This window comes from Streptomyces sp. NPDC007945 (assembly GCF_042958885.1).
Classification (GTDB): domain Bacteria; phylum Actinomycetota; class Actinomycetes; order Streptomycetales; family Streptomycetaceae; genus Streptomyces.
Genome location: NZ_JBIBJV010000001.1, coordinates 395381 through 407033, shown reverse-complemented (window position 1 = coordinate 407033; position 11653 = coordinate 395381). Strand labels below are relative to the sequence as shown.

Sequence of the window (11653 nt, the reverse complement as noted above, 5' to 3'; positions counted from 1 at the left end):
CGCCATGACCGCGCCGGAGAGCCTCGTGATCCGCCCCGCCCTGCCGGGCGACGCCGAGCCGCTGGCTCTGCTGGACCGGGCGACCTGGTCGCCGCTGCACGCGGTGACGCCCGCGCCCGCGGAGCCGTACCCGCCGTTCTTCGACGAGCGCCACCTGCCGGAGGACTATCTGGTCGCCGAGCTCGACGGCGTCCTGCTCGGGTACGTGCGGGTGGGACGCCCCACCCCGTTCCCCTCCAACGCCCACGTCCGCCAGATCCAGGGCCTCGCCGTCGCCGACACCGCCCGGGGCCGGGGGGTGGGCCGGGCGCTGCTGCGGGCGGCCCTCGCGAAGGCGGCCGCCGACGGCGCCACCCGGATCACGCTGCGGGTCCTCGGCCACAACGGGCCGGCCCGCGCCCTCTACGAGGCCGAGGGCTTCGCCGTCGAGGGCGTCCTCCCCGGCGAGTTCGTCTTCGACGGCGAGCCCGCCGACGACGTCCACATGGGCCGCTCGCTCCCTTAGCGCCGGCTCCAGAGCGCCACCCCGCCCATCAGCTCGCGCAGGCAGCGCAGGGCCAGGGCGGCGGGGGAGCCGGGGCCGTCGGCGGGGGCGTCGGACTCGGACCAGCTCTCCAGGGCGATCCGGATGGCGTCGGTGGCCGCCGCCGCGGCGAGCCGCACCTCCAGCGGGTCGGCCTCCGGGCCGGCGAGGGCGGCCAGGACCTCGCGGAGCCGTTCCTCCGACTCCTGGTTGACCCGGTACCAGACCGCGCGCAGCGCCGGGTCCTCGGCGGAGGCGCGCAGCAGCCCCCGGGTCCAGCGCAGGCCCTCGGCCGCGGCCTCGTCGGCCGGGGTGAGGGAGGCGGTGATCGAGCCCTCCAGGGCGGCCGCCAGGGGCGTGCCGGGGGCGGTGGCGGCGAGCGACTCCCGCCAGCGGTCGGCGCCGCCCGCGAGGAGCGGAGCGACGGCGTCCTGCTTGGAGCGGAAGTAGCGGTAGAAGGTGCGCAGCGCGACGCCGGCCCGCTGGGCGATGGATTCCGCGGTGGTGCCGTCGGGCCCGACCTCGCTGAACAGCTCGGCCGCCGCGCGGGCGATGTCCAGCTGGGTGGCCGCCTTGCGGCGCTCGGTCAGGGAGGGCGGCGCGGCCGTCGGCTCGGGTCGGTTCACCGTACGAGGGTACGCCCCCCGTCCCTCTTGGTGCATGAAATGCAGAGATGGCAAATCGTGCCACTCGGGCGTACGGTGGACGACGAACACCGAAGTTGACATCGAGAGGCCGCCGCCATGAACCAGCTCACCCGTTACGAAGGACGCCGCGCACTCGTCACCGGCGGCGGCTCCGGCATCGGCCAGGCCACCGTCCTGCGCATGCTCGCCGAGGGCGGCCGCGTCGTCGCCGCCGACATCAGCGAGGACGGCCTGAAGGACACCGTCGCCAAGGCCGGCGACGCCGCCGACCGCCTCACCACGGTCGTCGTGGACGTCGCCGACGAGGAGTCCGTGCGCGCCGGCGTCGCCGCCGCCGTCACCGCCCTCGGCGGCCTCGACGTACTGGTCAACGCGGCCGGCGTGCTCCGCTCCTCGCACACCCACGAGACCACCCTCGACTCCTTCGAGCAGGTGCTCCGGATCAACCTGACCGGCACCTTCCTCATGATCCGCGAGGCCGTACCCGCGCTCCTGGAGGGCGACGGCCCCGCCGTCGTCAACTTCTCCTCCACGTCCGCGATGTTCGCCCACCCCTACATGGCGGCCTACGCGGCCAGCAAGGGCGGCATCCAGTCCATGACCCACGCGCTCGCCGCCGAGTACGCCAAGCAGGGCATCCGCTTCACCGCCGTCCAGCCCGGCTCCATCTCCTCCGGCATGACCGACGGCTCCGGCGCCAGCAGGCAGTCCCTGGGCCCCGGCCTCCCCGCCGACGCCGACATGTCGCTCTTCGCGAAGCTCGCCCCCGCCCTCGGCCAGGGCTTCGCCGGCCCCGAGACCGTCGCGGGCGTCGTCGCCATGCTCGCCTCCGACGACGGCCGCTTCATCACCGGCACCGAGGTCCGCGTCGACGGCGGCACCCACTTCTGAGCGCCGCCCCCCGGTTCGGGCCCCGCCGCGCGGTCAGGGCCTGAACCGCTCCCACAGCCGGGGCAGCCGGGCCGCCAGGGCCTCTTCGTCCGCCAGGTCCAGCGGCACGCCCTCCGGCTCGCCCTCCGGCATCGCGATCCCCAGGTCCGGCGTCTCCGTCCCGGTCAGCGTCTCGTACGCCTCGTCCGCCGCGAAACCGAGCTCCTCGCCGTCCCCGTCCAGCTCCGGGTCGAAGGAGTCGAGCAGCTCCGCCAGCTCGTCCGGATCGGCCACCCCGCCCTCGTACACCTCCCTGCCCTGCCCGATCAGCCAGCAGCGGAAGGCGTCGAAACCCTCCTCGCCCGCCCCGGCACCGTCCAGCAGCACCGCCGCCGCACCCCACACGTCCCAGTGGTACGCGCGGTTGAACCGGGCCTCGAAGTGGCGCGCGTAGTCGAGCACCGTCTCCGGATCCAGCCGGGTCAGCCGCTCCACGAGCAGATCCGCCTGCTCCTCGGCGTCCCCCTCGGCGTCCGCCCGGGTGGCGTCGACGATCTCCCAGAACTCGGTCTCGTCCATCACGGCACCAGCATCCTGGTTCCCCGTCGGCGACGCACCCGGAAAGCCAGGATTCCATCCGGACAGAAGATGTCGGGTATTCCTGCCAGCCTGGAACCATGACCACCGAAACCACGCCGCTGCACGGACGGATCTGCCTCGTCGCCGGGGCCACCCGGGGCGCCGGACGGGCCATCGCCGTCCAGCTCGGCGCCGCCGGAGCCACCGTCTACGTCACCGGCCGCACCACCCGCGAGAAGCTCAGCGAGGTCGGCCGCGCCACCGAGACCATCGAGGAGACCGCCGAACTGGTGACCGCCGCCGGCGGCGAGGGCGTCGCCGTCCCCACCGACCACCTCGACCCCGCCCAGGTCCGCGCCCTCGTCGACCGGATCGACCGCGAGCACGGCCGGCTCGACGTCCTCGTCAACGACGTCTGGGGCGGCGAACACCTCCTCGTCGACACCTTCGGCAAGCAGACCTGGGACATCGACCTCGCCGACGGCCTGCGGATGCTCGAACTCGGCGTCCGCACCCACCTCGTCACCTCGCACGCCGCCCTGCCGCTGCTCATCCGCCACCCCGGCGGCCTCGTCGTCGAGGTCACCGACGGCACCGCCGACTACAACGGCACCCACTACCGCGAGAACCTCTTCTACGACCTCGCCAAGAACGCGCCCATCCGGATGGCCTTCGGCCTCGCGAAGGAACTCGCCGACAGCGGCGGCACCGCCGTCTCCGTCAGCCCCGGCTGGCTCCGCTCCGAGCAGATGCTCTCCCACTTCGGCGTCACCGAGGAGACCTGGCGGGACGCCACCGAGCAGCTTCCTGACTTCGCCGTCTCCGAGTCCCCCGTCTACGTCGCCCGGGGCGTCGCCGCCCTCGCCGCCGACCCCGACCGCGCCCGCTGGAACGGCCGGTCGCTCGACAGCGGCCTGCTCGCCCGCACGTACGGCTTCACCGACGCGGACGGCTCCCGCCCCGACTCCTGGGGCTTCATCCTCGCCAAGGAGACCGACCTGGACACCCGGGTCGAGGACTACCGGTAGCGCTCCGCCGCCGCCCGCGCCGCCTCGGCGAACCGCGCGCGCAACGAGTCGGGGGCCACCAGCTCCACCTCCGGGCCGAGCCCGAAGAGCTGTCCGAAGGCGACCTCCTCGCTCTCCACCCGGAGCGTCGCCGTCACCCGGCCGTCCCCGCCCGGCACGGCCCCCGCCAGCGCCTCCTCGGCCGCCGCCCGGTCCGTCACGTGCGGCAGCCGGCGCGCCCCCTCCGCCGTCAGCCGCACCACCACCTCGGCCCGCAGCAGCGAGCGCGCGAACTCGGCCGCGCGCTCCGCCCAGAAGACGGCCAGGTCGAAGTCCGGGTCGCGCGCGAAGCGCTCCCCGTCCACCGCCACCGCCGTGAACCGGTCCACCCGGTAGGTGCGGTATCCGCTCCCCGCCCGGGCGCACACGTACCAGACCCCCGCCTTCAGCACGAGCCCGTACGGCGCCAGCCGCCGCTCCACCTCCTCGCCGTCCCGCCGCCGGTAGCGCGCGGACAGCCACCGGTCGTCCCAGACCGCCCGCGCCACCTCGGGCAGCAGCTCCGGCGTCGCCGACTCCCGGTACCAGGCCGGCGCGTCCAGGTGGAAGCGGCGGGCCGCCGAGACCGGCGCGTCCGCCACCGAGGGCAGCAGCGCCGCCGACACCTTCAGCCGGGCCGCCGAGGCCGCGTCCTGGAGCCCCATGTCCCGCAGCGCCCCCGGAAGGCCGGAGAGGAACAGCGCCTCCGCCTCGTCCTTCGCCAGCCCGGTCAGCCGCGTCCGGTACCCGCCGACCAGCCGGTACCCGCCCGTCCTGCCCCGCTCCGAAAACACCGGAACCCCCGCCTCGGAGAGGGCGAGGGCATCACGGGTGACGGTCCGCTCCGACACCTCCAGCTCGGCGGCGAGCTCGGCCGCCGTCATGGACGGGCGGTTCTGGAGGAGCAGGACCATCTTGATGAGTCGGGCGGCGCGCATGACTCACATCATGCGCGCCGCCACCGACACACGGGTCCTACAGGCCGTAGCGCTCGCGCGCCTCCTTCACGGCGGAGGCCGGGACCTCGCCGCGGCGGGCGAGCTGGGCCAGCGACGCGGCCACGATCGACTGGGCGTCGACACCGAAGTGGCGGCGGGCCGCGGCGCGGGTGTCCGAGAGGCCGAAGCCGTCGGCGCCCAGCGACGAGTAGTCCTGCTCGACCCACTGCGCGATCTGGTCCGGGACCTGGCGCATGTAGTCGGAGACCGCCAGGACCGGCGACTCGACGCCCGCGAGGGCCTGGCGCACGTACGGCACGCGCTCCTCACCGCGCAGGAGGGCGGCGTCCGCCTCCAGGGCGTCGCGGCGCAGCTCGGTCCAGGAGGTGGCGGACCACACGTCGGCGCCCACGCCCCACTCCTCGGCGAGCAGCTTCTGCGCCTCCAGGGCCCAGTGGATCGCGGTGCCCGAACCGAGCAGCTGGATCCGGGGGGCGTTGGCGGGCAGCGTCAGACCGGCCGACTCCGCCGTGTTGAAGCGGTACAGGCCCTTGACGATGCCCTCGTCGACGCCCGCGTGACCCGGCTTGGCCGGCTGCGGCATCGGCTCGTTGTAGACCGTCAGGTAGTAGAAGACGTCCTGGTCCTCGCCCGGCGCGGCCTCGCCGTACATCCGGCGCAGACCCTCCTTGACGATGGCCGCGACCTCGTAGGCGAACGCCGGGTCGTAGGTCAGGGCGGCCGGGTTGGTGGCCGCGATGACGGGGGAGTGGCCGTCGGCGTGCTGGAGGCCCTCACCGGTCAGCGTCGTACGGCCGGCGGTCGCGCCGACGAGGAAGCCGCGGCCGAGCTGGTCGCCGAGCTGCCACATCTGGTCGGCGGTCCGCTGCCAGCCGAACATCGAGTAGAAGATGTAGAACGGGATCATCGTCTCGCCGTGCGTGGAGTACGCGGTCGACGCGGCGATGAAGTCGGCCATCGAGCCGGCCTCGGTGATGCCCTCGTTCAGGATCTGGCCGTTGACGGCCTCCTTGTAGTACATCAGCTGGTCGCGGTCGACCGGCTCGTACGTCTGCCCCTTCGGCGAGTAGATGCCGAGCGAGGGGAAGAGGGACTCCATGCCGAAGGTGCGGGCCTCGTCCGGGACGATCGGGACCCAGCGCTTGCCGGTCTCCTTGTCGCGGACCAGGTCCTTCACCAGGCGGACGAAGGCCATCGTGGTGGCGACCGACTGCGAGCCGGAGCCCTTGTCGAAGGAGGCGAAGGCCTTCTCGGACGGGGCCGGGAGCGGCGCGACCGGGTGGACGCGGCGGGCCGGGGCGGGGCCGCCGAGGGCCGCGCGGCGCTCCTGGAGGTAGCGGACCTCGGGGGAGTCGGCGCCGGGGTGGCCGTAGGGCACCACGCCGTCGACGAACTGCGCGTCCGAGATCGGGAGTTCGAGAAGGTCGCGCATGTTCTTGAACTCGTCCGTGGTGAGCTTCTTCATCTGGTGGTTCGCGTTCTTCGACGCGAAGCCCTCACCCAGGGTGAAGCCCTTGACGGTCTGCGCCAGGATCACGGTCGGGGCGCCCTTGTACTCCAGGGCGGCCTTGTACGCGGCGTACACCTTGCGCGGCTCGTGGCCACCGCGCGAGAGGTGGAAGCACTCCAGGATCTTGTCGTCGGAGAGCAGCTGCGCCATCGCGGCGAGCTCCGGGTCCTTGCCGAAGAAGTCCTGGCGGATGTAGGCGGCGTCACGGGTCTGGTACGTCTGGACCTGCGCGTCCGGCACCTCGCGGAGGCGGCGGACCAGGGCGCCGGTGGTGTCGAGCGCGAACAGCTCGTCCCAGGCGTTGCCCCAGAGGGTCTTCACGACGTTCCAGCCGGCGCCGCGGAACTGGGCCTCCAGCTCCTGCACGATCTTGAAGTTGGCGCGGACCGGGCCGTCGAGGCGCTGCAGGTTGCAGTTGATGACGAAGGTCAGGTTGTCGAGGCCCTCGCGGGCCGCGAGCGCGAGGGCCGCGGTCGACTCGGGCTCGTCCATCTCGCCGTCGCCGAGGAAGGCCCAGACGTGCGAGGCGGAGACGTCCTTGATGCCGCGGTTGGTCAGGTAGCGGTTGAAGCGCGCCTGGTAGATCGCGGAGAGCGGGCCGAGGCCCATGGAGACCGTGGGGAACTCCCACAGCCAGGGCAGGCGCCGCGGGTGCGGGTAGGAGGGCAGGCCGTTGCCGCCCGACTCCTGCCGGAAGTTGTCGAGGTGCGACTCGTCCAGGCGGCCGTCGAGGAAGGCGCGGGCGTAGATGCCGGGGGAGGCGTGGCCCTGGATGTAGAGCTGGTCGCCGGAGCCGTCCCCCTCCTTGCCGCGGAAGAAGTGGTTGAAGCCGGTCTCGTAGAGCCAGGCCGCGGAGGCGAAGGTGGCGATGTGGCCGCCGACGCCGTGCTTGGAGCCGCGGGTGACCATCGCGGCCGCGTTCCAGCGGTTCCAGGCGGTGATCTTCCGCTCCAGCTCCTCGTCGCCCTCGATGGCGGGCTCGGAGGAGGTGGGGATGGTGTTGAGGTAGTCCGTCTCCAGCAGCTTGGGCAGGGCCAGGCCCGCGCCCTCGGCGTGCTGGAGCGTACGGCGCATCAGGTAGGCGGCCCGGTGAGGGCCGGCGGCCTTGGTGACGGCGTCCAGGGAGGCCGCCCACTCGGCGGTCTCCTCGGTGTCACGGTCCGGGAGCTGGTCGAGCTCGCTCGGAATCTTGCCTACGGGATCGGTCATGATCGCCGCCTTCCGGACAGATGGGGGTGGAGATAAAAACGGTGGCCTTGTCTGGCAGGACAGGGCTGCGGGCCGGGTGACGGCCCGCCGACGACTGTAAACCGCCGATCGATGATCGATCAAAGGGTTGAGGGAGGAAACCTCTTCAGATCGAGAAAGTCGGCACAGGGTGCCGCGAAAAGGGGCACCCGGTGCCTTGCTTTCGAACGGTCGGAAAATGCTCGAAGCCCCGCGGAAGCGGGGCACGAAAACAGCTCTGACCAGCGAAAACGCATCAGGCGCGCGGGGCGCAGCCCAGCACGTGCGCCTTCACGAGGGCCCCGATGTTCGGATCGCCCCGGCGGAAGGCCTCCACCAGCTCCTGGTGCTCCTCCGCGTACGACTTCTGCACCGTCCCGAGCCAGCGGATCGACAGCGCCGTGAAGACCTCGATGCCGAGCCCCTCCCAGGTGTGCAGCAGCACGCTGTTCCCGGCCGCCTTCACCAGCTCCCGGTGGAAGGCCACCGTGTGCCGCACCTGCGCCGTGCCGTCGGAGGTCGCGTCCGCCTCGTACAGCGCCGCCACGTGCGGCTCCAGCGTGGAGCAGTCGGCCGACAGGCGGGGCGCGGCCAGCTCCGCCGCGATCTGCTCCAGACCGGCCCGGACCGGGTAGCTCTCCTCCAGGTCGGCCGCGGTGAGGTTGCGGACCCGGACGCCCTTGTTCGGCGCCGACTCGATCAGCCGCAGCGACTCCAGCTCCCGCAGCGCCTCCCGCACCGGGGTCTGGGACACCTCCAGCTCGGTCGCGATCCGGCGCTCCACGATCCGCTCCCCCGGCTTCCAGCGGCCGCTGACGATCCCCTCCACGATGTGCTCGCGGATCTGCTCGCGCAGCGAGTGGACGACGGGGACGGTCATGGAGCGGCTCCTCCGGGAGTTTCGTGACCCTTAGACAATACGGCGGTGTCCCCGCCCGGACACACACCCGGACGGGGACACCGCTGGTGAGGCTCGTTACGTTGCCTCCGAGGCGGAAAGCCTCAACGCGCCTTACAGACCGAGGTCCACCTCGAACTCGCCGGCCTCCAGGATCGCCTTGACGGCCGTCAGGTAGCGGGCCGCGTCGGCGCCGTCCACCAGGCGGTGGTCGTACGACAGCGACAGGTAGGTCATGTCGCGGATGCCGATGACCGAGCCCTCGGCGGTCTCGATGACGGCCGGACGCTTCACCGTGGCACCGATGCCCAGGATGGCGACCTGGTTCGGCGGAACGATGACGGTGTCGAACAGCGCACCGCGCGAACCGGTGTTGGAGATGGTGAAGGTGGCACCGGCCAGGTCGTCCGGCGTGATCTTGCCGGCGCGCACGGCGCCCGCGAGCTCCGCGGTCTTCTTGGAGATGCCGGCGATGTTGAGGTCGCCCGCGCCCTTGATGACCGGGGTCATCAGGCCCTTCTCGGAGTCCACCGCGATCCCGATGTTCTCGGAGTCGAAGTAGGTGATCGTGCCCTCGTCCTCGTTGATCCGGGCGTTGATGACCGGGTGGGCCTTCAGCGCCTGGGCCGCCGCCTTCACGAAGAACGGCATCGGGGAGAGCTTGACGCCCTCACGGGCGGCGAAGGCGTCCTTGGCACGGGCGCGCAGCTGCATCAGCTTGGTGATGTCGACCTCGACGACCGAGGTCAGCTGGGCCTGGCCGTGCAGCGCCTTCATCATGTTGTCGCCGATGACCTTGCGCATGCGGGTCATCTTGACCGTCTGGCCGCGCAGCGGGGAGGCCTCCAGAGCGGGGGCCTTCGCGGCGGCGGCGGCCGGAGCGGCGGCGGGGGCCGGGGCGGCGGCCTTCTTGGCCTCGGCGGCCGCGAGGACGTCCTGCTTGCGGATGCGGCCGCCGACGCCGGAACCCTTGACGGCCGCCAGGTCGACACCGTTCTCGGTGGCGAGCTTGCGGACCAGCGGGGTCACGTAGGCGCCGTCCTCGGCCGGAGCGGCGGCCGGGGCCGGGGTGCTCGGGACCGGGGTGACGACCGCCGGGGCGATCGACGGCGCGGCCGGGGCGGCCTGAGCCGGGGCGGCTGCGGGCGCGGCCGGGGCGACCGGCGCGGGGGCAGGAGCCGGGGCGGCCGGGGCGGCCGGAGCCGGAGCCGCGGCGGGGGCGGCCGGAGCCGGGGCGGGGGCGGCCTGGGCCGGAGCCGGGGCGTCCTGGGCCGGGGCGGCGGCCGGAGCGGCACCCGCGGCACCGATGACGGCGAGCTTGGCGCCGACCTCGGCGGTCTCGTCCTCACCGACGACGATCTCCAGGAGGACGCCGGAGGCGGGGGCGGGGATCTCGGTGTCGACCTTGTCCGTGGAGACCTCGAGCAGCGGCTCGTCGGCCTCGACGGTCTCGCCGACCGACTTCAGCCAGCGGGTGACGGTGCCCTCGGTGACGGACTCGCCCAGCGCGGGCAGGACCACGTCCGTGCCCTCGGCGGAACCGCCGCCGGCGGCGGCCTCGGCGGTCGGGGCCGGGGCCGGCTCCTGGACCTCCGTGGACGGGGCGGCCTGCGGGGCCTGCGGCGCCGGGGCCTCGGCGGCCGGGGCCGGAGCGGCCTCGGCGGCGGGCGCCGGGGCGGCGGCGGGGGCGCCCGAGCCGTCGTCGATGATGGCGAGCTCGGCGCCCACCTCGACGGTCTCGTCCTCGGCCACCTTGATGGAGGCGAGGATGCCGGAGGCGGGAGCGGGGATCTCGGTGTCGACCTTGTCGGTCGAGACCTCGAGCAGCGGCTCGTCAGCCTCGACGCGCTCGCCCTCGGCCTTGAGCCAGCGGGTGACGGTGCCCTCGGTGACGCTCTCGCCGAGCGCCGGCAGGGTTACGGAAACCGACATGGTTTCAGTTGCTCCTAACGAATTGCGGAAGTGTGTCGTCGCGCCCTGGGATGACGTGAGCGTCAGTCGTGTGCGTGCAGCGGCTTGCCGGCCAGGGCCAGGTGGGCCTCGCCGAGCGCCTCGTTCTGCGTCGGGTGGGCGTGGATGAGCTGCGCCACCTCGGCCGGCAGCGCCTCCCAGTTGTAGATCAGCTGCGCTTCGCCGACCTGCTCGCCCATGCGGTCGCCGACCATGTGGACGCCGACCACGGCACCGTCCTTGACCTGGACGAGCTTGATCTCGCCGGCGGTCTTCAGGATCTTGCTCTTGCCGTTGCCGCCGAGGTTGTACTTGAGGGCGACGACCTTGTCCGCGCCGTAGAGCTCCTTGGCCTTGGCCTCGGTGATGCCGACGGAGGCGACCTCGGGGTGGCAGTACGTCACCCGCGGCACGCCGTCGTAGTCGATCGGGACGGGCTTCAGACCGGCCAGCCGCTCCGCGACGAGGATGCCCTCGGCGAAGCCGACGTGCGCGAGCTGGAGGGTCGGGACCAGGTCGCCGACCGCGGAGATCGTGGGCACGTTGGTGCGCATGTACTCGTCGACCAGGACGTAGCCGCGGTCCATCGCGACGCCCTGCTCCTCGTAACCGAGGCCGGCCGAGACCGGGCCGCGGCCGATGGCGACGAGCAGCACCTCGGCCTCGAAGGTCTTGCCGTCGGCGAGGGTGACCTTCACGCCGTTCTCGGTGTACTCGGCGCTCTGGAAGAAGGTGCCGAGGTTGAACTTGATGCCCCGCTTGCGGAAGGCGCGCTCCAGGAGCTTCGAGCTGTTCTCGTCCTCGACCGGAACGAGGTGCTTCATGCCCTCGATCACCGTCACGTCGGTGCCGAAGGACTTCCACGCGGAGGCGAACTCGACGCCGATCACACCGCCGCCGAGGATGATGGCGGACTCCGGCACACGGTCCAGGGTGAGGGCGTGGTCCGAGGTGATGATCCGGTTGCCGTCGATCTCCAGGCCGGGCAGGGACTTCGGCACGGAACCGGTGGCGAGGAGGATGTGGCGGCCCTCGACCCGGCGTCCGTCGACGTCGACCGAGGTGGGGGAGGACAGGTGGCCGGTGCCCTCGATGTAGGTCACCTTGCGGGAGGCGACGAGACCCTGCAGACCCTTGTAGAGGCCCGCGATCACGTCGTCCTTGTACTTGTGCACGGCCTTGATGTCGATGCCGTCGAAGGTGGCCCTGACGCCGAACTGCTCGGCCTCACGGGCCTGGTCGGCGACCTCGCCGGCGTGCAGCAGGGCCTTCGTCGGGATGCAGCCGTTGTGCAGGCAGGTGCCGCCGAGCTTGTTCTTCTCGATGAGTGCGACGTCCAGGCCCAGCTGCGCTCCGCGCAGCGCGGCGGCGTAACCGCCGCTACCGCCGCCGAGGATCACTAGGTCGAAAACGGTGCTGGCGTCGTTCGCCACGTCACGTCCTC

10 protein-coding genes are annotated in these 11653 nt (G+C 72.6%); 3 read left to right on the top strand and 7 right to left on the bottom strand.

Translation table 11 applies throughout. The features are described from left to right. Nucleotides 1–4 precede the first annotated feature (4 nt). Entirely contained in the window at nt 5–505 is a 501-nt protein-coding gene (locus ACFZCF_RS01850; RefSeq protein WP_391283937.1) for a GNAT family N-acetyltransferase, read from the top strand. Here the strand turns inward: ACFZCF_RS01850 and ACFZCF_RS01845 are convergent. Continuing rightward, on the bottom strand, nt 502–1185 hold the full coding sequence (locus ACFZCF_RS01845) for a TetR/AcrR family transcriptional regulator (protein WP_388439956.1): 684 nt from the start codon (nt 1183–1185) through the stop codon (nt 502–504). The two genes, ACFZCF_RS01850 and ACFZCF_RS01845, sit on opposite strands and share 4 nt — an antisense overlap. An 81-nt stretch (nt 1186–1266) precedes the next feature. Here ACFZCF_RS01845 and ACFZCF_RS01840 point away from each other — a divergent pair, with 81 nt between their 5' ends. Further along, entirely contained in the window at nt 1267–2061 is a 795-nt protein-coding gene (locus tag ACFZCF_RS01840; protein WP_388439953.1) for an SDR family NAD(P)-dependent oxidoreductase, read from the top strand. Between the two features lie 33 nt (nt 2062–2094). Here the strand turns inward: ACFZCF_RS01840 and ACFZCF_RS01835 are convergent, their stop codons facing one another. Then, entirely contained in the window at nt 2095–2619 is a 525-nt protein-coding gene (locus tag ACFZCF_RS01835) for a DUF4240 domain-containing protein (protein WP_388441736.1), read from the bottom strand. 98 nt (nt 2620–2717) lie between these two features. Between ACFZCF_RS01835 and ACFZCF_RS01830 the strand changes: the two genes are divergently transcribed. Further along, complete coding sequence (locus tag ACFZCF_RS01830; protein ID WP_391283935.1) at nt 2718–3647, top strand: SDR family oxidoreductase; 930 nt, start codon at nt 2718–2720, stop codon at nt 3645–3647. On the opposite strand, the gene ACFZCF_RS01825 is transcribed toward ACFZCF_RS01830, so the two are convergent. The 5 genes from ACFZCF_RS01825 to lpdA all read right to left on the bottom strand — a co-directional run bounded on the left by ACFZCF_RS01825 (nt 3638) and on the right by lpdA (nt 11642). Then, entirely contained in the window at nt 3638–4603 is a 966-nt protein-coding gene (locus ACFZCF_RS01825; protein ID WP_391283933.1) for a WYL domain-containing protein, read from the bottom strand. The two genes, ACFZCF_RS01830 and ACFZCF_RS01825, sit on opposite strands and share 10 nt — an antisense overlap. A gap of 37 nt (nt 4604–4640) precedes the next feature. After that, on the bottom strand, nt 4641–7343 hold the full coding sequence (gene aceE, locus ACFZCF_RS01820; RefSeq protein WP_391283931.1) for a pyruvate dehydrogenase (acetyl-transferring), homodimeric type: 2703 nt from the start codon (nt 7341–7343) through the stop codon (nt 4641–4643). A 274-nt stretch (nt 7344–7617) separates the two neighbouring features. Continuing rightward, the gene (locus ACFZCF_RS01815; RefSeq protein WP_031014059.1) at nt 7618–8241 is read right to left on the bottom strand and encodes a GntR family transcriptional regulator; all 624 of its coding nucleotides are present in this window, start codon (nt 8239–8241) and stop codon (nt 7618–7620) included. Between the two features lie 132 nt (nt 8242–8373). Then, a complete protein-coding gene (gene sucB, locus ACFZCF_RS01810; protein WP_391283928.1) occupies nt 8374–10191 on the bottom strand; it encodes a 2-oxoglutarate dehydrogenase, E2 component, dihydrolipoamide succinyltransferase in 1818 nt (605 codons plus the stop codon). 62 nt (nt 10192–10253) lie between these two features. Then, on the bottom strand, nt 10254–11642 hold the full coding sequence (lpdA, locus tag ACFZCF_RS01805) for a dihydrolipoyl dehydrogenase (protein WP_388439939.1): 1389 nt from the start codon (nt 11640–11642) through the stop codon (nt 10254–10256). Nucleotides 11643–11653 lie beyond the last annotated feature (11 nt).

What these genes read in the sequence shown, in the direction of transcription:
- ACFZCF_RS01850 (WP_391283937.1), top strand. Translation starts at nt 5, where the DNA reads ATGACCGCGCCGGAGAGCCTCGTGATCCGCCCCGCCCTGCCGGGCGAC.
- ACFZCF_RS01845 (WP_388439956.1), bottom strand. Translation starts at nt 1,185, where the DNA reads ATGCACCAAGAGGGACGGGGGGCGTACCCTCGTACGGTGAACCGACCC.
- ACFZCF_RS01840 (WP_388439953.1), top strand. Translation starts at nt 1,267, where the DNA reads ATGAACCAGCTCACCCGTTACGAAGGACGCCGCGCACTCGTCACCGGC.
- ACFZCF_RS01835 (WP_388441736.1), bottom strand. Translation starts at nt 2,619, where the DNA reads ATGGACGAGACCGAGTTCTGGGAGATCGTCGACGCCACCCGGGCGGAC.
- ACFZCF_RS01830 (WP_391283935.1), top strand. Translation starts at nt 2,718, where the DNA reads ATGACCACCGAAACCACGCCGCTGCACGGACGGATCTGCCTCGTCGCC.
- ACFZCF_RS01825 (WP_391283933.1), bottom strand. Translation starts at nt 4,603, where the DNA reads ATGCGCGCCGCCCGACTCATCAAGATGGTCCTGCTCCTCCAGAACCGC.
- aceE (WP_391283931.1), bottom strand. Translation starts at nt 7,343, where the DNA reads ATGACCGATCCCGTAGGCAAGATTCCGAGCGAGCTCGACCAGCTCCCG.
- ACFZCF_RS01815 (WP_031014059.1), bottom strand. Translation starts at nt 8,241, where the DNA reads ATGACCGTCCCCGTCGTCCACTCGCTGCGCGAGCAGATCCGCGAGCAC.
- sucB (WP_391283928.1), bottom strand. Translation starts at nt 10,191, where the DNA reads ATGTCGGTTTCCGTAACCCTGCCGGCGCTCGGCGAGAGCGTCACCGAG.